The organism is Collinsella provencensis (genome assembly GCF_900199705.1).
Taxonomy (GTDB): Bacteria; Actinomycetota; Coriobacteriia; order Coriobacteriales; family Coriobacteriaceae; genus Collinsella; species Collinsella provencensis.
This window is the reverse complement of the sequence record NZ_LT904908.1, coordinates 1,180,164-1,200,389: the sequence shown is the minus strand read 5'-3', so window position 1 is coordinate 1,200,389 and position 20,226 is coordinate 1,180,164. Positions and strand designations below refer to the sequence as shown.

At 56.6% G+C, this 20,226-nt stretch carries 12 protein-coding genes, 3 tRNA genes and 1 pseudogene; 13 read left to right on the top strand and 3 right to left on the bottom strand.

The window, feature by feature from the left end; all coding sequences use genetic code 11:
* Positions 1-3: 3 nt before the first annotated feature.
* Positions 4-219, top strand: coding sequence for a hypothetical protein (locus C1711_RS05415; RefSeq protein ID WP_102338125.1), 216 nt, complete (start codon positions 4-6; stop codon positions 217-219).
* Here the strand turns inward: C1711_RS05415 and C1711_RS05410 are convergent.
* Complete coding sequence (locus tag C1711_RS05410) at positions 179-3,898, bottom strand: MSCRAMM family protein (protein WP_159060064.1); 3,720 nt, start codon at positions 3,896-3,898, stop codon at positions 179-181. The two genes, C1711_RS05415 and C1711_RS05410, sit on opposite strands and share 41 nt — an antisense overlap.
* Before the next feature lie 216 nt (positions 3,899-4,114).
* Positions 4,115-4,306, bottom strand: coding sequence for a hypothetical protein (locus tag C1711_RS07800; RefSeq protein WP_102338122.1), 192 nt, complete (start codon positions 4,304-4,306; stop codon positions 4,115-4,117).
* Between C1711_RS07800 and C1711_RS07985 the strand changes: the two are divergent.
* The 4 genes and pseudogenes from C1711_RS07985 to C1711_RS05385 all read left to right on the top strand — a co-directional run.
* Positions 4,305-4,565, top strand: a pseudogene (locus tag C1711_RS07985) (flavodoxin); the annotation flags it as partial. The gene C1711_RS07800 and the pseudogene C1711_RS07985 sit on opposite strands and share 2 nt — an antisense overlap.
* Before the next feature lie 29 nt (positions 4,566-4,594).
* A complete protein-coding gene (locus C1711_RS05390) occupies positions 4,595-5,500 on the top strand; it encodes an iron-containing alcohol dehydrogenase (RefSeq protein WP_234346279.1) in 906 nt (301 codons plus the stop codon).
* A gap of 454 nt (positions 5,501-5,954) precedes the next feature.
* Positions 5,955-6,086: a hypothetical protein gene (locus C1711_RS07925; protein ID WP_267892300.1), complete on the top strand. Its 132-nt coding sequence runs from the start codon at positions 5,955-5,957 to the stop codon at positions 6,084-6,086.
* 177 nt (positions 6,087-6,263) lie between these two features.
* Entirely contained in the window at positions 6,264-13,025 is a 6,762-nt protein-coding gene (locus tag C1711_RS05385; protein ID WP_102338119.1) for a Spy0128 family protein, read from the top strand.
* A 257-nt stretch (positions 13,026-13,282) separates the two neighbouring features.
* On the opposite strand, the gene C1711_RS05380 is transcribed toward C1711_RS05385, so the two are convergent.
* Positions 13,283-13,699 (bottom strand): helix-turn-helix domain-containing protein, encoded by a 417-nt coding sequence (locus tag C1711_RS05380; RefSeq protein ID WP_102338118.1) that lies wholly within the window; start codon positions 13,697-13,699, stop codon positions 13,283-13,285.
* A 133-nt stretch (positions 13,700-13,832) separates the two neighbouring features.
* Between C1711_RS05380 and C1711_RS05375 the strand changes: the two genes are divergently transcribed.
* The 8 genes from C1711_RS05375 to C1711_RS05340 all read left to right on the top strand — a co-directional run bounded on the left by C1711_RS05375 (position 13,833) and on the right by C1711_RS05340 (position 20,028).
* Positions 13,833-13,907: transfer RNA gene (locus C1711_RS05375), tRNA-Gly, on the top strand.
* A gap of 64 nt (positions 13,908-13,971) precedes the next feature.
* On the top strand, positions 13,972-14,727 hold the full coding sequence (locus C1711_RS05370) for an NAD-dependent protein deacylase (RefSeq protein ID WP_102338117.1): 756 nt from the start codon (positions 13,972-13,974) through the stop codon (positions 14,725-14,727).
* Positions 14,728-15,222: 495 nt separating this feature from the next.
* Positions 15,223-15,777: a UBA domain-containing protein gene (locus C1711_RS05365; RefSeq protein WP_102338116.1), complete on the top strand. Its 555-nt coding sequence runs from the start codon at positions 15,223-15,225 to the stop codon at positions 15,775-15,777.
* 37 nt (positions 15,778-15,814) lie between these two features.
* On the top strand, positions 15,815-16,543 hold the full coding sequence (locus tag C1711_RS05360; RefSeq protein WP_102338115.1) for a response regulator transcription factor: 729 nt from the start codon (positions 15,815-15,817) through the stop codon (positions 16,541-16,543).
* The gene (locus tag C1711_RS05355; protein WP_102338114.1) at positions 16,530-17,876 is read left to right on the top strand and encodes a sensor histidine kinase; all 1,347 of its coding nucleotides are present in this window, start codon (positions 16,530-16,532) and stop codon (positions 17,874-17,876) included. The genes C1711_RS05360 and C1711_RS05355 overlap by 14 nt, the downstream gene beginning before the upstream one ends.
* A gap of 366 nt (positions 17,877-18,242) precedes the next feature.
* Positions 18,243-19,586: an adenylosuccinate lyase gene (gene purB, locus C1711_RS05350; RefSeq protein WP_102338113.1), complete on the top strand. Its 1,344-nt coding sequence runs from the start codon at positions 18,243-18,245 to the stop codon at positions 19,584-19,586.
* Positions 19,587-19,793: 207 nt separating this feature from the next.
* Positions 19,794-19,884, top strand: a tRNA-Ser gene (locus C1711_RS05345).
* Positions 19,885-19,937: 53 nt separating this feature from the next.
* Positions 19,938-20,028, top strand: a tRNA-Ser gene (locus C1711_RS05340).
* Positions 20,029-20,226: the final 198 nt, after the last annotated feature.

Here is a 20,226-nt window from a genome sequence, read left to right as displayed (position 1 = left end):
ATCATGGCAAAAAATGGCGTGTTTTCGTATATCAAGGAACATTGGGTTGCCTATCTCATCGGAGCCGCTGTTGCCGTAGTGCTTGGTTTTGGTTTGGCGTATTTTCTGGGCGTGAAGTGGTCAACGCCTGATGATGTTCGTGCCGAGAGAGTTGCGTCCGAGCAAAACAACGTTTCGTTCACCGATTTTGGTTCCTCCGGGGAGACAGTCGAGTTCTAGATTTGCTCTTGCTCCCATTCCAATATGGAACGAGGCCGTTTCTACGAGTTTTTTCGCCGCTGGTTTTATGTATAAAGCCGGCGGCGATTGCTATTACGGCGGCTGTCAACACAACACCCACGGAAAACCGTGCAATGTCACCTGTTTTCGGCATTTTCACCAGAGGGGAGACAGGGGTATCCTTGCTTCCCGCGGTCTGTTCAACGCGGTCGGAATCGTGTGCCTCAAGTTTTTCCCCACCGCCATTTCGGAAGATGTCGATTTGAGCACAGTTCTCCAACGTTGTTCCCGCCGCGTAAGAATCGGTTACCCGCATGTGCAGTATCGCAGGGAAGAGCAACGCATCAGATTCCTCGTCACCGCGCTTCAGATCGCCGATGTTCTCGCTGTCGTCATGGGCGTCTTTGATGTCCTCGCGCCCCCAGTCGTCTGCTCGTGTCGTGAAGTCCTCGCTTACACACCCGTATTCAAATCGAATCGCAACTACTCGTTCTCCTTCCTGCAATCCGAGATCTTCCACGGGTAATTCAACCGACTCATTCGTTGGAACGTCTGCAGCCCAAAGTTTCCAACCCGTATAAGAAAGTGCTCTGCCTCCCGCATCTAAAGGATGTGCCGTCTCCATTCCAAAAAGCCAGGGGTTTTCATGCCCATCGGATGCTGTCGCGCTTATCGCCCCGCTTTTCGCCGAATCCCCAGCCGAGGAGTTAGTCATATACCAAACGTTGAGCTTCGCATCGTAATCTCCTTGGCTCACGGGGGTTTCTATGCTCTTCAAGCTGGCAAGACCACTCTCGCAGCAGGTCAATGTGTCAGTGACAGTGAGCTCATCAACCCACGTATTTGAATCGTTTTTATAATCCAAGCTGTACGAATATTCACCCAGATCAGAATCATGCGTCTCAGCGCGATTCTTACCATCTCCGTTCGCAAATGTGTTTGCAGCCGTTGGTTGGGCAATTTCCTGTCGCTTGTCAATTGCACCGCCAATTTCGATGGGAGTGTCGTACATGGTAGCGATCTGCAGCTCTCCTGTTTGCTCCACGGTAAAGGTGACATCTTCCGCTACATCATGCGTCGACGGGGTCCGTTCCTCCTTCAACGTATAGGTTCCCGGTGCGAGTCGGTCAATCCGATGCGGCGCAGCTTCAGAAACCCAGTGATCGACGACTTCTTCCTTGTCGTTAAGTAAGACCAGATGTGCGCCCGCCAGTTCTTCCTCGTTGGTTATGTCTCTTTTCGACAGATCAACTTTGGTGAAGTCGTTTTCGACGTTTAACTCGTCGGCGTCGACCCCCTCGTACAAAGCCGTTCCCTGCTCATCGATCTCGATGACTCGCGTTTGGTTATCGAGTACGTATCCAGATTGTGTTTCAGTTTCGACAAACGAGTAGTTTCCCGGTGCAAGATGGGTCCACCGTGCAATGCCCTTTGAATCGGTTGTCTGGGTCAGTCCGTCACTTTTCTCGTCGTTTCCGTCCGAAGGGACTTGTACAAGTTGAAAACTGACTCCTTCAAGGGGAGTACCGCTTCCGCATTCTGTCTTTTTGACAACAATCTCAGTGGGCGCATTTGTGGCATCGACATGAGCTTCAACCACCGCTGTGTTCCCATCTACGTATTCCAGGGTGAATTCGTGCGGGGTTGCATCTAATACATATCCATCAGGCGCTTTCGTTTCGACAAAGGCATACGTTGCCTTTCCACGGCCAAGCGGAAGGTCTTCAATTGTGGCCACACCAGTCTCGTCAGTTGAAACGCTGCCGAGAACCTCATTTTCAACGGCTTGCACGGTTCCGTCGGGTGCAACAACGGTTCCACATGAAACCACGTCATACACAGCGCCCTCGAGCACTTTTCCCGTGTTCGCATCAGTCTTGTGAATGCCTGCCGTTCCCGTCGCCTGTTCGTCTCCGAAGCGAACGACCGCAACATTTCCTCCTTCAGCGCGGAGCTTCACCTTGTGCGGTTTGCCGGCAAGCAGATACGGCGGCTGCGCTTTCACCTCTTCAACGAGATAGGTCCCTGGCACCAGCTGTTCGGGAAGCGTCGTGCAACCGGAGTCGTCCGTGGTGAACGTATCGAGTTTTACATGGTTCGGATACCATTCGTTTTGGGTGATCGGCTCTCCATCTTCGGTGAGGATACGGAAGGAAAAGCCGGCAAGGGGCACCGTCTGTCCGGACAATGCGTCGGTTTTTACAATTTGCAGCCGTGCGGCAGGCGTCTTGTTTTCAATGATGTATTTAAGCCTTACGCCGTCTACCTGCTCACTTGCATCAATCGTAAAGTCCTCCATCTGCTCATATCCGTCAGGAACCGTGGATGCAACCTCTCGCACCAGGTACCCCTTGCTGTCAAACGGGAGCGACCCCTTTACACCATCCGGTCTTGTTCCGTCGCCGTACCAAGCGTCATCAGAGGTTCGGGCGAATCCATACTCATCAGTAGTTAGCGTTGCAACAACTTCATCTGTAGTCTTTGAGATGATCTGAAATTGAACGCCTTGGGCGGGCCACCGAACACCACCCTCCTCGGCGTTGGGATCTTCTTTGTATTTGGCAAGCTCTACGTCAAAGGCAACGACATCATCTGCAAAATCGGATTCAAGACTCAAAGAAACGAGGCCGCCCTCGTGTTGTGCGCTCGCGTCAACCTGGTAGGTATGTACCGTGGTATCAAGCTTGTATCCAAGGGGAGCCTTTGTTTCCACAATCGTGAACGGGCCGAGTGGAATGGCGGAAAACCTCGCACGTCCCTCAGCATCAGTTGTCGCGTTTTGCGTTTTACCTCGTGAGTCTACAAGCTTATAAACCGCTCCTTCCAACGTCGCCCCTCGTTGTGCGGCACCTCCCGTTGCAGAGTCAGTCTTGCGAAGCGCAACCTCGACACGCATCGGTTCATCAGCAAGATCAACGGTTTTATCACCCGCGGTAAAAGAAACGCGCTTGTCGTTCAGGACGTATCCGCTTGGCGCGACCGTTTCAACGGCGTAGTAACGTCGCCCGCTTGTCAGCTTGCAGGTTGCCTTGCCGCTTGCATCCGTTGTGATCGTGGCGATCTTCGAATTCGTCTCTGCATCATAGATATCGTAGGTCGCACCCGAAAGCGAATAATCGTTTAACGCCTCAGTAAAATTGGGGTCAGAAGAGGATTTTCTGAACGCAACAGACACAATGATTTTCGGTGTCCAGTTTTCCCCGTAGGTACGTTGGTAGGTGTATCCCGCTGGAGGTTCCGAGACAACAACTCCGACTGCAGGACCGGCGGCGTTTTGCGAATATACGAGGACGAAATAACCTGTACCGCGTTTTGTCGCTTTGAAGGAGTACGTTCCATCGCAAGGTCCTGGGTAGAGCGAATGATTGGGGTTGCCGCTGTATGCCTCATAGCAACCCGCCTGCACACGCGAGCCATCGGGCATCACAATGGTTCCGCGGTATCCATCTTCAAGCGTAACGCGCCCTCCGGTGAGCTGGCATGTGCCGATAATGCTTCCGTCATCTGCAAGCTGAGCGTGCCCTCCATTAGGGAAATCAATGGTTTGTCCAGCGAAAGCGGCATCTGGTGCGGCTCCAGGTGCAAGCAGGAGCGCGGCGAGCAGTACGCCTAACATACGCAACAACTTCGATTGCAAGTCAATCGAGTCAACAGGGGATGGTCGCAGTATTCGGGTCATGGTGCCTCCGTTCCTTCGCGAGCCCAAATGGCTTCGACGTGTGGAGCGTGAGTGTACGACCGCCAATCTCATATAAATTCAGCGTATGTGGCATGGAGGGTTTTACAGGTCTGACACCGCAATGAGATGTATCTCAAAGAGGGAGCTTGGAGCTCCGTGTGCTTCGTTGCAGCATCTCGAGCCGTCATAGTGTTTGCACACAAGAGAGAGCGGTTTCTACAACATCAATACAAACGCAGTGCGTTTCGTGCGAAAACCTGCCGCGTTGGGGGCAATAAGGCACTTTTCCACTGCAGGTTTTCTCCTTATTGCTGCCCGTTCGATCTTTACCACGGGTTGCTCCCCTCCCTTGCGAAGGCTCTCGTTTTTCATCACCGACATTTTGCGTTTGGTTGTTAAGAACGCCATGTCGAATACCTTGGTTGCGTATTACAGCTGGTCAAACGGCAATACGGAGGGCATCGCCGAGCGTGTGGCTTCGGCCTTGGATGCCGATTTGGTGCGCATCGAAACGGTGGAACCGTATCACGGCAGCTATGACGATGTTGTTGAACAGGCAAAACGCGAGACCGAGCGAGGGTTTCAGCCCGAAATCGAGCCAATTGACGTCACTGCTTACGACACCATTGTTGTTGGCACACCTACCTGGTGGTACACCATGGCGCCCGCGGTTGCGCGTTTCTTTTCCGATAACGATTGGGCAGGCAAGACGGTGGCGGCTCGGTGTTCGACTGCTGCAAGGTCGTGTCCGCGCAGGCTCTCCTCGATGAGGATATTGACGATTACAAGCACAAGCAGGGCAAGATGCCCACGGAGTTCATCTCGCTTGCGTGTATCGTCACGCTTTCGGGAACGGGCGCCGAGCAAAACAACGGTGGCGTGATTACCAACGAAGAAACGCATGTGAAGGGTCCCTTTTTCGGCGCGCTTCTCATGTGGGCGGCGCTTGACCCGACGCTTACGCTCGCCGTACCTGCTGCGCAGTTCATGAGCGGGGCATATGATTCCCTGTCGCATTGCATGGAGACCTACTTCGGTCGGCCGCGTACCCGTAACGTCTCCGACGACATCAACCTTGCCGTGCAACGCAACATCATTCGCAACATGCGCGTCATCGCCGAAACTAAGGGCGACGAGGCGCAGGCCGCGCGCAACCTCGAGGCCCGCGGTGAGCTCGTGTACGACAGTGCAATGGGGGAGAACGGCGTTTTGAAGGTCGGCAAGGTCGGCGATTTCCAGTGCCATATGATTCAGCACCAGTACGGAGCTTATACGCATACCAACCACGGAATGGGCCTCGCCGTTATTCATCCGGCGCTGTATCGCCATCTGGCTCCCGAGGCTCCCGAGCAGTTCGCCCTCTGGGCGCGCGAGGTGTGGGGCGTGAACGAGGCCGACGATTTGGCTGCTGCGATGGCGGGCATCGATGCGCTTGAGACGTTCACACGCGAGATGGGTCTACCCACAACGTTTGCCGAGCTGGGAGGCGATGCCTCGGACGAGACGTTACGCGCTGTGGCAGACACCGCGGTGCTTACACTTGGTTGTGCCAAGAAGCTCGAGCGCGATGAGATCTTCCGAATCCCGACCGAATGTCGCTAGGTGAATGAGCGTCGCAAAGGCGTTGAGTGCTCATGTAAGGTGGTCCGCGCTTTTGTATCCGACGATAAACTGGATATGCGCAGCCATAACAGTTGTAACGCCAACATAATTCCGACAACGAACTGAAAAGGGTGCTTTTCCGCATGCCTGTAGACCAGTTATATGTGTATTTTGTGGATAAGTATCTTGTTGTTATTCGTTAACGTGGGAAATTGTCCATCCACTTTATATGAGACGACATCCATATCTATTTCAGCTATGATAGGAAGGGTTTACTATCGGGGGGATAACTATGCCCTGAGCTAGTTATGTCGTGGAAAGAGAACTGGGAATGGCTGATATGAGAAATAAACGTGCAGGGGGGCACCTTACTATTGAGAGTCGCCCCGCCATTTCGAGAGTAAGGGCAAGGGTTGCCGCACTTGTAATTGCATTGTTTGCCGCGACGCTCTTGATGGCAACGCCGCTGCGTGCTGAGGCGAGTCCTCTCGAGGACGTTGGCACGTGGTTCGTGAACACCGGCGATGCTGTTATGCAGTTCTTTGGTCTTGCCGACGAACCTGCTCCGCTTGCGGATTTCGAATAGAGGACGGTTGCGGATCCCTCCACGCAGTTCGCCTATCGCGACCTGATCGGAAACGATGATAAGGGCTACGTAACCGAGAACGTCGGTCGCATCTGGCCTGACAAGACCGTTTCCACTTCCGACATCACCATCACGCCTGGTACGGTGAGCAAGGATTCCGACGAGGATTTCCTGGTTATGCTTTCTGCGCTCTCCTCCACCTCCAACACCACAACCATGGAGTCCAAGCCGCTCGACATCGTCATGGTCTTCGACGTGTCGGGTTCGATGGACGATAGCTTCGGCACCGGATACTTTTATACGCCGACGTATAGCACATGGGGATTGGGCACCTATTACGCATTGGTTGGTGATGAGTATCAGCAGATTACTCGAGCTGGCAATTTCCCAAATCGGTACTGGGAGCTCAATGGTCAACAGGTTGACCCTAAGTCTTCTGCGGATGACCAGAACGGCATCCAGTTCTACACAAGGGAATCCTCCACCCGTCTTACTGCACTTAAGAGCGCTGCTAACAATTTCATTGACAAAGCCGATGAGTTGAATAACAAAATAGACGACCCAGCTAAGCGTCACCACATCGCCATCACTACGTTTGCCGGTAATGCGACCACTGTACAGAACCTGACCGACAATGCTAATTCTCTCAAGACCTCGGTCAACAACCTCACTGCAAATGGTGGAACGCAGGCCGGTCTAGGTATGCAGCAGGCGCAAGCTGTTTTGAATGGCGCTGATGTTCGTTCCGATGCCCAGAAGGTCGTCATCTTCTTCACCGATGGCACGCCGGGCAACAATGGCTTTGATGCAACTGTCGCGAACAGTGCCATCTCCACCTCGAAGCAGCTCAAGGATGACGGCGCGCTGGTGTACAGCATCGGCATCTTCGACGGTGCCGATGAGGACAGCGTGGCCGACCAAACCAACCAGTACATGCAGGGCGTTTCGAGCAACTACCCTGATGCCACGGCATACACGAACCTCGGTACGCGCAACCCCGATGGCAAGAAGCACTATCGCTCTGCCCAGGACGCCGATCAGCTCAACAACATCTTCAATGAGGTCTTCGATGCTGTCTCATCGCTTCCTGCTTCACCAACTGAGATTCAGGATGGCTACGCTAACAAGTCCGGTTATCTGACCTTCACCGACAAACTCGGCGCGTATATGCATGTGACCAGGTTCCATGAGCTTTCGTTTGCAGAGCAGCTGCATTCACCTTCGGGCACCGTCGATACGGACGCCGACGGCGTGAAGACCTACCACTATACCGGTACCGTGAGCAATGCCCAATATCCTGAGGCCAACCTGGCTGACATCATCGTCCAGGTCACGCCCGGCAAGACGCTCGCCGACGGCGACACCGTGACCGTGAAGATCCCCGCGAGCATGATCCCCCTGCGCCATTTGCGGGTGACGACCGACGAGAATGGCAACCGCACGTTCTCCATTAACGAGATCCTGCCTCTGCGTGTCATTTACGGTGTGAGCCTGAAGGACGAGGTCAAGGAGACTATCGCCGACGGCCTCGATCAGCACGATGCCGATGATGCTGCGCTGCAGGCCTATATTGATGCCCATGCGGATGATGATGGAACCATCTCCTTCTACTCCAATTACTACGATGGATCCATCAAGGGTCAGCTTGACAGCTCGAAGACCTTGGGAAACACGGTGGCGAACTTCACTCCCGCCAAGACCAACTCGTTCTACTTCTTCACCGAGGACACTCCCCTGTATAAGGATAAGGATTGCACTCAGAAGCTGACCTATGCCGAGTTGGAGAATACGAGTTTCAATCAGCCTATCTATTACGAGCGCGAGTACATCAAGTCCACGAAGGCGGATGGCACCGGCGCGGTGACCGATGAGGTTGCCCATCAGGAGATCCCTGCTGCAAACCTTTCGTATGTGAGGTCGCACATCGGCCAGGATTCCGATGGCAATGCCTTCATCGAGAAGGGCAGCACTCGTCTGACGCGCGTCAACTCCATCAAGTTCGATAAGGACGATAATCCTACCGGCACCGCTCCCGAGGTTCTTGGCCCCCAGTGGGATAACCTCGAGAACGGCCAGCAGGTAAATGTCCATTTGGGCAACAACGGCAAGCTTGATATGGAGCTGCCTGCCACTCTGGCCATCTACAAGGATGCCCAGGTGACCGCGGGCAAGAGCCTGGATGCCAGCGTCACCAAGAACAAGGACTTCATCTTCGAGGTGACGGTCGACCCCGCTGCCCTCAACGAGAGCGGCACCTATTCGGCCGGCATCAGGGATGCGACCAACACCCTCGTCGGCGACCACTTCACCGTGACCTTCGACAAGACGACGGGCAAGTGCACGACGCCGCTCAAGCTGCAGGATGAGCAGGCGCTGCATATCCATGGGCTTTCGGGCGGGACGGCCTACACCGTCACTGAGGTCGAAGACAGCATGCCAGCGGGCTTCACGAACATCGGCAAAACGGGCGATACCGGCACGCTTGCGGCCAATGCGACCTCCACGGCGAGCTTCGTGAATGTCTACGACGTTGACCCTGTGACGCTTTTTGCCGATGACTTCGTGAAGTACGAGAAGGAGTTCGATCGCTGGGATCTGGCGAATAGCTTCACCTTCGACCTGATGGCGGACAACGCGAACTACCCCATGCCCGAGGGCTCTGCGGGTCGCAACAAGACCGTGCAGGTGACCGAGGATGCCAAGACGGGCAGCTTCGGTTCCGTGGAATACACGCATCCCGGCACGTATACCTATACCGTGGACGAGACCCGTCCGCAGGGCGCTGCCGTCCCCGGCGTCAGCTACTCGCGTGCGAGCTACTCCGTCAAGGTCGTGGTGACCGATAACGGCGACGGCACGCTCTCCGCGACCTCGTCGATGGTCAAATCCGCCGACGACCACGGCAACGCGCTCAACGAGAACGTCGGCGACAAGACGGCGAGGTTCGTGAACTCGTTCAATGCGGATTCCGTCTACGCTGGCCCCGTTGCGCACAAGTACTACGACGACAAGACCGGCAACGGCAACATGGCGGGCAGCAACCCGATCTCCGACGGCAAGTTCTCGTTCAAGGGCTATCCGATCGGCGACAATGCCGGCTCCGCCCCGATGCCTGATGGCGCTACGGGCGGCGAGCTCACCGTTGAGAACGTTGGCAATTCCGTCAACTACCAGCAGATCGAGTTCACTCAGGACCATGTGGGCCACACCTACACCTACATGCTCGAGGAGGTTATCCCCGCTGAGGCCAACGCCAGCAATGGCTACACCTATCAGGGCATGACCTACGATCCGGTGAAGTACCAGGTCGAGTTCGTGGTGACGGCGCAGGAAGTCGAAGGGGTTTCCACCGTGCATGTTGCCAAGACCTATTACAAGGTCGTGGACGGCGTGGTCGATCAGAATCCGACCCCTGAGACCGAGGTGGCCTTCCGCAACAGCTACGACCCCGTGGACCTGACGCTCCCCAACGACACTGACAACGTACCGCTTGGCACCAAGACCCTGAACGGCCGCGATTCCCTGGACGGCGAGGCCTTCGAGTTCACGCTCTCTGCCCGCAACGTGCCCACGAGCAACGCTCTGGCCAACGACTACATCGTCTTCGGGGACGACGCTGCCGCCGAGACCGCAACTGCGACTGTGACTGACCTGAAGGACGGCGAGGCCAAGAGCTTCAACTTCGGCTCCATGACCATCAAGCGCCCCGGCACCTATGTGTTCACGGCGCGCGAGAACGCTCCTGCAGCCGACGGGGACGGCATGGCGTACGACCGCCACAACGTGATCATCACCATCAAGGTCAAGGATATGGACGGCGTTCTGGAGCTCGACGGCCCGGTTACCTACGAGGGCGGCTCTGATACTGCGGCAACGTTCGAAAACAACTATTCCGTTGCGCCTGCAAGATTGGGTGATGCGGCGTCCGTGACCGTCACGAACACTCTCAATGGCAGGGATCAGAAGGCTGGAGAGTTCAGCTTCCAGATCGAGGGAGTGGATGAGGCAGCACGGAAGAAGCTTTCTTCGACCGACAGGAGCTTCTCGGTTGAGGCCGATACGGCGGCTGGCGTCGCGTATTCCATGCCTAACAAGCTCGCTAATCTGACCTTTGCTCAAGAGGATATGGACAAGACCTTCACCTATACCGTGACCGAGGTCATTCCTTCGGACGACAAGAAGCTTCCTGGCGTGACCTACAACACCGAATCCGCCGTGTACACGGTGGAGATCACCCCGATCGATGACGGCGACGGCTCCATGCACCTCGAGACCAAGGTGACCAGGGGAGATGTCGAGATCAATCCGTCATCTCTTGGTGGCAGGGACGTCTATACGCTCCCGTTCATCAACGAGTACAAGGCAGCCGAAACGACCTTTGCTCCTGATGCTGCAGCGGTGGGCCTGAACAAGGTGCTGACTGGACGCGATTGGATCGATTCCGATAGGTTCGAGTTCACGCTCGAGGCTGTGACTCAAGGTGCCCCTATGCCCGCAAACGATAAGACGACCGTTACCAAGGCTGACCTCAAGAACGGCAAGGCCGCATTCGGTTTCGGTGCGATCAAGTATGACAAGATAGGCGACTACACGTATCAGGTGACTGAGACCAATGGCGGCAAGACCATTAACGGCATCACCTACACCTCTAACGTTGCGATCTTCACGGTTCATGTGACCGACCTCGACAGCAACGGCAGCTCCACCGGCCGTCTTGCTGCATCGGTTACCCAGGTTCTCAATCGAAAGTTCGAGAACACCTATGTTTCCGAACTCGATTACGGTGCCAAGGGCGGCTTGAGCATATTCAAGACCCTCAACGGCCGTGATATGGCTGCAAACCAGTTCGGTATTACGGTGAAACCCGGTGACCAGGCATCTGCCGAGAAATTCGGCATCGATTTGGCTGGCGAAGAATACAAGAACCCCGATGCCGCGACAGCTGGCAACAAGTCGTTGGTGAAATCCTTCGGCGAGGGCGTGAGGTTCTCTCATGCGGATGTCGGCAAGACGTACAGCTATACGGTGGTTGAGAGCACTGGCGGCGCTACGGGCTATACCAATGATGAGTCCGAATATGGCGTGGTCATCACGACCAAGGACAATTACGAGACCGGCGTTCTCGAGGTCACCACGACGGTGTACAAGAACAGCGAGGATAATGCCGAGACGTATACGTATTCGACGGCAAATGGCGATGCTGCTGCCGCTGAGATCGAGTTCGTCAACAGGTATGGTTCTTCCGGCACCCTCGGTGGAGATGGCAACGTGAAGATCGACGCCGGCAAAGAGCTGACGGGCCGTCCCCAGGACGCAGGTGAGTTCAGCTTTGTCGTTGAGGATAAGGGTTGCAACGAGGTGTCCTCGGGCAAGAACGCTGCCGATGGCACTGTTGAGTTCAAGCCGATTCAGTATACGAGCGAGAGCTTGGAGAAGGCGGTCGCCGATGGCTTGGCCGTCAAGACCGCTGATGCGGACGGCAATATCACCTACGAGCTTCAATATAAGGTAAGCGAGGTTACGAGCAATCTGCCCGGCGTTGTCTCCGGCAACGTCACATCCTTCAATGTGGTCGTCAAGCTGGTAGACGATGGGGACGGCGTGTTCGACATCACGGTTGAATATCCGACCGGCATGAACGAGCTTCCTTTCGAGAACACCTATACTTCCACGGCTCCGTTTACGCCTTCTGGTTCCAAATGGCTCGATGGCGATGCGCCCGTGTCCACTATCGACGGCAAGTTCACCTTCACGATTTCCGGTGAGGAAGAAGCTCCGCTGCCCGATGTCACCTCGGTGAAGAACGACGCTGTCGGCGACGTGAGGTTTGGCGAGATCACCTTCACGCAGGATTATCTTGATGGCGTAACCCCTGATGAGAATGGTGCTCGCACCAAGACGTTCACCTATCATGTGACCGAGAGCGGTACCGCTTCGGGCGTTACCAACGATGCGCAGGCGACCAAGACCTTCAAGCTCACGGTGACTGACGACGGCCAGGGCCACATGCGTGTGGAATCCGACCATCAGGGAGCGCAATTCGAGTTCACCAACACCTACAGCACGACCCCGAAGGAATCGAGTTTGACGGGTGAGGGCGGCTTCACTTTGACTAAGACGCTTGATGGCCGCGATCTGGTTGATGGCGAGTTCGAGTTCGATCTTGTTGATGTTGCCAGCGGCCAAGTTGTGGCTAAGGGCAAAAACGACGAGAGCGGAAACGTGAAGATGGGTGCCGTTACCTTCAAGAAGCCTGGCACGCATCAATATCGTTTGGTTGAGGTCGATCCGAACGAGAGCGATGGCATCACGTATGATGCAAGCTCGTACGATGTCACCGCCGTTGCCACGGACGTCGACTTTGACGGCGTGCTTGAAATCGCGTGGTCTGTCGCCGATGCTGAGGGCACCGATCTGAAATTCGTCAATTCGTACAAGGCTGCTCCTTCGAGCATTACCTTCAACGCTATCAAGCAGTTGGATGGTCGCGATATCAAGGCCGGTGAGTTCGAGTTCGAGTTGGTGCAGGACGGCAAGGTCATCCAGACCGCCAAGAACGTTGCCCCAGACAAGAGCGGTGTCGCGCACATCTCCTTCAAGCCGATCGAGTATGCCGAGACCGGTGAGTTCGACTATGAGATTCGCGAGGTCAAAGGCAATGCCGAGGGTATTACCTATGACGACACGGTCTTTACCTACCATGTGTCCGTGACCGATCCGGGCACCGGCAAGCTCAAGGTCGACTGGACGGCGGGCGACAACGGCGCTCCCGTGTTCAAGAACACGTACACCAAGGTCGAGGTTCCGAATGATGGCAAGCCTGGAGACGGGAAGATGCCCAAGACGGGTGACGCGCTGCCCGGTATCGTCCTTGCTGCGATTGCAGCGGTCGGAGTCGGTGCGGTTGCCGCGGGCGTGGCGATTCGCCGCAAGAAGTAAGACGCAGCGTTTGGTGGGTGGCGGAGCGATTCTGCCACCCACACGTGAGGCGGTGTGGCTAGGCGGCTTACTATCTAGCTGGAGCTGGCTGGTTGCCCGCTGTTGAGCGATGAGCGCTTGCAAAAGGGGAAGGTGTCCGAGTGGATGCCTTCCCTTTTTCTTGCTTAGATTTTGGGGCATGTCGAATTGAATCGCTGTTTAGTTGTGCTGGGTCATTGAGACTCTCTTTGCGGAGGTTGAGGTAGCTGAAGTGCTTGCTAGAATTTCCGCCTCCAGGCGTCGTATTCCTCTTGGGTGATCTCGCCGGTGATGAGGCGGTGGCGCATCACGCCCCAAGCTCCGATCGCGGAGTCAACCTCCTGCGCGTTCTTGGCCGTGTGGTCGATCCAAAGACCGCCGTCGCACATGTCGGGGACGAGACCGAACTCGTCCTCGAGCTGCAATAGGGCTGCCACCAGGTCATTTGCGCCGTTAATGCCGTGGTCTGCGAGCATCCTCGGCGACACGTCGAGCGCCTGCGCGATTGCCGCCACCTGATCTTCGCTTGGTAAGAGCTCGCCGTCCTCGCAGTGCAGGATTTCGTCTCCGGTCATGCCGGCCTTCTCGGCGAGTCCCGTCGCGCTCATGCCCCGCGCCTCCCGATACCGCCGTATGTTCTCACCGACTGTCGCCATGTGCACCTACCTCTTTTAAGTTTATCCATACTGACCATTATCGTTTAACTTTGTTCAAGTATGCCAATCCTGAAAGCGCTTATTCGATGATTGTTACGCGCTGCGCTGCTGGTAGGCTATAATCAAATCCCATGCGGGTATCGCCAAGTGGTAAGGCATCAGCTTCCCAAGCTGACATTCGCGGGTTCGAGTCCCGTTACCCGCTCCATTGAATTTGACGCCGGCCCTACCAGGTCGGCGTTTTTCGTTTCGCCAACGTGAAAGAGGGCAGTATGGAAGTCGACGAGCGCACGCAACACGACATTGAGCAGCTCCGCACCTGGATTCGCACGTGCAAACCGGGACGTATGGTGTTCTTCGGCGGCGCTGGCGTTTCCACCGAAAGCGGCATTCCCGATTTCCGCAGTGCTGATGGATTGTATGCGCAGCGCTACGCCTATCCTCCCGAAACGATCGTCTCGCGCAGTTTTTTCGACGCTCGACCTCATGAGTTTTTCGATTTCTACTGCGACCGCATGTTGGCGTTAGACGCCCAGCCCAACGCGGCACACCGCAAGCTGGCTGAACTGGAGCGCGAGGGAACGCTTTCGGCCGTGGTAACCCAAAACATCGATGGCCTGCATCAGAAGGCGGGCAGCCACAACGTGTTTGAGCTGCACGGCAGCGTGTGGCGCAACTACTGCATGGGTTGCGGCGCTCCCTATACGGTGGAGGAGCTGCTGGACCTGCGCAAACGCAGCTCCGACGGCGCGCCTCATTGTCCGAAGTGCGGCGCCGTGGTGAAGCCAGACGTGGTGCTGTACGAAGAAGCGCTTGACGACACGACGGTGACGGGAGCTGTACGTGCCATTGCACATGCTGACCTGCTGGTAATCGCGGGCACCAGCCTGTCGGTGTATCCGGCGGCGGGACTCATCGATTACTTTAGCGGCGACCATGTTGCCATCATCAACCGCACGCCGACCCCGCGCGACGCAAGCGCCCACGCCTGCATTGCAGCAAACGTGGGCGAAGTGCTCGATTTCTAAACACGTTGGGGCGGCGCGCGGCGATGAGGCGATGCGCTGCACAATACAGTAGGTTTTTTGCATCGGTTTCGGTTTTTGCGAAGTAGACCGAAAAATGCAAAGACAAGATCGCAGGTAGATGAGGTGCGTTTTTCGCAAAAAGACATGTCTACTCTACGAAACGGGAAAGTAATGCAAAAACCCTGCCTAATTGCGCAAAGCGGGTTCGAGAAAATGTATAGTCCTCGAACCCGTAACGCTTGTGCCTGTGATTTCTTCCTCGGTATAACTCAGAAGCGCACGAGCGCGATTTACGACGCAGTCACGCAAGCGAGCAGCGTCGGATAGCGGATTCTGCCCCTGCCGCCCCTGTATCTGCGTCCAATCTTAATCTGGTCTTAATCTTGCGGTCAGGGTGCATTAACCTGTGTTTGCGACCATGTGAGCTGTCAAACAAGCGCGCGCCGGCAAGACGGCCGAACGCGCGACGGCGGTGGTCACACGAAAGGATGCACCATGGACAAGATGGAAAAAGTCGAGCTCATTCGCGAGAAGACGGGTGTGAGCTACGAAGACGCCAAAGCGGCGCTCGACGCGTGCGGCGAGGACGTTCTCGACGCGATTATCTGGCTCGAGCGCGCTGGTAAGACCGCGACGAAGAGCGCTCAGGCCTCGACGGGAACCCCGGTGGAGCCAAACGATATCCCCGTGGTGTCGGCAGAGATGGTTGAAGCGCAGGCGGTTTACGAGGAATCAAGCAAGAAGTCGCGCGTGGGCGAGCGCGTCGATCGATTCTGGGAGGCGATGAAGCGCCTTTGCCGCCGCGGCGTGGAGGTGCAGTTCGTCGCCCTGCAGAACCATGAAGAAGTAGTGCGCGTTCCCGTTCTCATTCCAATCCTCGGTCTCATTTTTTGGGGAGCAACCATTTGGCTGCTCATCATCGGCTTGTTTTTCGGCCTGCGTTATCGTATCGAAGGAACCAAGTCCACATCGGTTGACATCAACGACATGATGGACAGGGCCGCCGACGTTGCCGATGACATCAAGAGGGACGTTACAAGCAACGACTAGTGTTGGGCCACGTCGAGCGTGAGGAGCGCATCGAGCAATGACTAAGATTCTGCTGGTAGAAGACGAAGAGAAGATTGCCCGTTTTGTGCAGCTCGAGCTCGAACACGAGGGCTACGCGGTTGAGCTTGCGGCGGACGGCCGAACGGGTGCCGACCGCGCCGTGAGCGGCGAGTTCGACCTGGTTTTGCTAGATGTCCTTTTGCCGCAGCTTAATGGCATGGAAGTGCTCCGTCGGATTCGTCGCGAGGGAACCACGCCGGTGATCATGCTCACGGCCCGCGATGCCGTGATGGATAAGGTCGCCGGTCTTGACGCCGGGGCGGACGACTACATCACCAAGCCGTTTGTCATCGAGGAGCTCCTGGCTCGCGTGCGCGTTGCGCTCAAGCGCCACGAGCTCGCGTGGGAGATGCAAGGCGCGCGGGCAGGTTCGGGCGAGGGCTCGCTCATTGCGGCCGTCGAGCCCGAAACGCCCGTGCTTGAGGTCAACGGCGTCACGCTCGATGTCGACCGTCATGAAGTCACGGTTGCGGGCGAACCGGTTGAACTGACCAATCGCGAGTTCGAGATACTCCGCGCCCTTATGGCGCATGAGGGTCGCGTGATGTCTCGTGCCGCTCTTGCGCACGAGGCGCTCGGCTATGAGTTCGTGGGCGAAACCAACGTGATCGACGTGCACATCGCGCGTTTGCGCGCCAAGCTCGATGACCGCTTTGGCATCAAGCTCATCACCACGGTGCGAGGGGTTGGTTATGCGGTCAAATAAGTCCAAGACAACGCAGGACCAGTTTGAGAACAAGCAGCGCGCAAGCGCACGTCGCTTTTCCTCTATTGCATGGCATGTGAGCTGGGGTTTTTGGTGGCGTCGTGCTCTTCGTTGGTTGGCGGTGGACGCGCTTATGGTGCTCGTGCTCCTGATCGCGCTGCTTTCTTCCTACGCACGAGATTTGCCCGAAGGCGGGTTTGGTTCATGGACCGGCTTGTCCTGGCGACCGGTCTCCGGCCTGGAGGTGGAGATTGGCCCGGATGCGGACCCCATTCACCTTCCGGAGCTCGAGATGACCGTCTCGCAATACGGAGACAAGGTCGGCACATTTCCCATTGGGCGTGACATCACGGCAGCGTGGCCGGCATTTCTCATGCTCGGACTTATCGAGGTCGGAAGTCTTTTTGACGTGTTCGGCGACACGCGCCGCGTGCGCCGCAATCTCCAACCCCTGAACGACCTCGCAGTGCGCGCCGAAATCTTGGGCAACATGGACCTCACCAATGCGAACAAGATCGAAAGCCTGGAACAGGCCATCGAGCGAGCCAGCGTGGACTCCCCGCAGGTCGTGACCGGCGACAAGGATCTTGCGAGCATCGAGGTCGCGCTCAACACGCTTTTGCGGCAAATGCAGGAGGCGAAGATTCAGCAGATGCGCTTCGTGTCCGATGCGAGTCACGAGCTGCGCACACCTATTGCCGTGGTGCAGGGCTACGTGAACATGCTCGATCGCTGGGGCAAAAACGACCCCGAGGTGCTTGATGAGTCCATCGCCGCGCTCAAAGCCGAGGGCGAACACATGCGGGAGCTGGTTGAGCAGCTGCTTTTCCTGGCACGCGGTGATTCGGGGCGTAATACCATCACGCGCTCGCGCGCCAACCTCGCCGGCATTGTGGCCGAGGTGTGGGAAGAGTACACCATGATCGACGCCACACACGTGTATACGCTGGCGTTTGACGAGACGGCGTGCGCTGCCGACCCGCGTTTTGAGGCCGAGATCGATGTGGCTATGATCAAGCAATCCATGCGGATCATTATTCAAAACGCGGCGAAGTACTCGAACGAGGGGTCGGAAATCAGCTTGGGTGTGGAATGCGATGGTGCCACGGTGGGCTACAGTGTCCGAGATACAGGCGTGGGAATGAGCGCCGAGGATGCGCACCACGTATTTGAGCGCTTTTGGCGGGCGGACGCGGCGCGTGAGACGGGCGCTTCCGGCAGCGGTTTGGGTCTTTCGATTGCCAAGTGGATTGTGGATGCACACGGCGGCTCGATCGAGCTCGTTTCGCGCGAGGGAGTGGGCACGCGTTTTGTTGTATGGATTCCGCGGTAAGGTCTGCGGAGCGCACCAGTGCACGGCGAAAAGCTCAAAATTGACGGTTGTGTGGTGTTTTCCGTGGATGGGCAGAGTAGACAGGGGTGTTCAGATAGAGAAACCGCAGGTAGAAAGCATGCGTATATTCCGTATACTCGAGCAGATTAAAGGAATCCGTGCATAACCGTCGATTTTGGCACGACGAGCCTTCATGGACAGATTACTGATGCATTGTTTCAGCATGCATAACCGTCGATTGTGGCATAAAGAGTCCTTTGCGCCCATATCTACAGCGTCCGCTCGGCAAACGATTACCGTACAATACGAATATCCGTAGGTTGCAAGCCGAGTCGCCCGTTTCGTGCGGGCATCAAAGGAGCGCATATGATCGATCGCTACACGCGTCCGGAAATGGGACACATCTTCTCACTCGAAAATAAATACGCGATTTGGCAAGAAATCGAGGTGCTTGCGTGCGAGGCCCATGCCGAGCTGGGCGATTGCGGCATCACCAAGGAGGAGGCCGCTTGGATTCTCGAGCACGCCTCCTTCAACAAGGAAGAGGTCGACGAGATTGAAGCCGTGACGCACCACGACGTCATCGCGTTCCTCACCAATATGGGCTCCTATGTGGATGCCGATGTTCCCGAGGGTGAGCCCAAACCCAGCCGCTGGGTGCACTATGGCATGACCAGCTCCGATCTGGGTGACACCGCGTTGTGCTATCAGCTCGTGCAGGCTACCGACATCATCATCGAAGACGTGCGCAAGCTCGGCGAGATTTGCCGTCGTCGCGCCTTTGAGGAGCGCAACACCCTGTGCGTGGGCCGCACCCACGGTATTCACGCCGAGCCCATGACTTTTGGCATGAAGTTCGGCAGTTGGGCGTGGGAGCTTAAACGCGACCTCGATCGCTTGCTCGACGCGCGCAAGAACGTTTCGTTCGGTGCGATTTCCGGCGCGGTGGGTACCTACAGCTCCATCGACCCGTTCGTAGAGCAGTACGTGTGCGAGCACATGGGATTGGATGCCGACCCACTCTCCACGCAGGTCATTTCGCGCGATCACCACGCGTACCTGGCGGGCGTGCTTGCCACCACGGCCGCTACCTGCGACCGCATTGCCACCGAGATTCGCAATCTGCAAAAGACGGACACCCTTGAAGCCGAGGAGCCGTTCCGCAAAGGACAAAAGGGCAGCTCAGCCATGCCGCATAAGCGCAACCCCATCACGCTCGAGAAGGTCTGCGGCCTTTCTCGCGTGGTCAAGGCTAACGCGCAGGTCGCCTTTGACAACGTGGCGCTCTGGCACGAGCGCGACATCTCGCATTCCAGCGCGGAGCGCGTGGCGCAGGCCGACAGCTTTATCGCGCTCGACCATATGCTCACCTGTCTCATCCGCATCGTCGACGGTTTGATTCTCTATCCCGCCCGCATGAAGGCGAATCTCGATTTCACGCGCGGCCTGATCTTCTCGTCCAAGGTGCTGCTGGCGTTGGTCGACACGGGGATCACGCGCGAGGATGCCTACAAGATCGTCCAGCGCAACTCCATGGCGGTTTGGGACGATGTCCATGCGGCGGTTGATGGTCCTAACCTGCGCGAACGTCTTGAGGCCGATCCGGAGTGCACCGTTTCTGCCGAAAAGCTGGACGAGATTTTCGATCCATGGGATTTCCTCACGCGCATCGACCCGATTTTCGACCGCCTTGAGCAGCTGGAGTTCTAGCCTGGGTCTGCGGCTGGCTGTCGCCGCCCCGTTCTCTCTGCGAAAAGGGAAGGGTTGCCTAAAAAACGAGGAGGAAATTCTTTCTTTTTGGGCAAAATTACCCTCAACGGCGCGCGGCTCCCTGCAAAAACGGTGATAGAGACCAAAACGTTTTTCTTGCAGGCTTGCACGATGCGCGGATTACGGTACAATAACCCCTGCATTCACGGAGAGTTGTCCGAGTGGCCGAAGGAGCACGATTGGAAATCGTGTAGGCGCCAAAAGCGTCTCCAGGGTTCAAATCCCTGACTCTCCGCCAGACTTTTCACGCGGCGCGTCTTCCAAATGGGAACGCGCCGTTTCACTTCATACGGAGGAGTGGCAGAGTGGTTGAATGCGGCGGTCTCGAAAACCGTTTACGGGTACTCCCCGTACGGGGGTTCGAATCCCCCCTCCTCCGCCATGTTAGATTTGAGAAGCGGGCCCGCGCGGCTCGCTTTTTGTTGCCGGTGCGCGGATTCGAGCCCGGGGAGGGCGCGGAGCTGAGGAAACGCGTAGGCGTTTCCCAGCGCAGCGCGCAAGGAGCCGTGAGGTTCCGCAGCGGACGAGGTGGCGCCAGCCGCCGGAGAACCCCCCTCCTCCGCCATGTTAGATTTGAGAA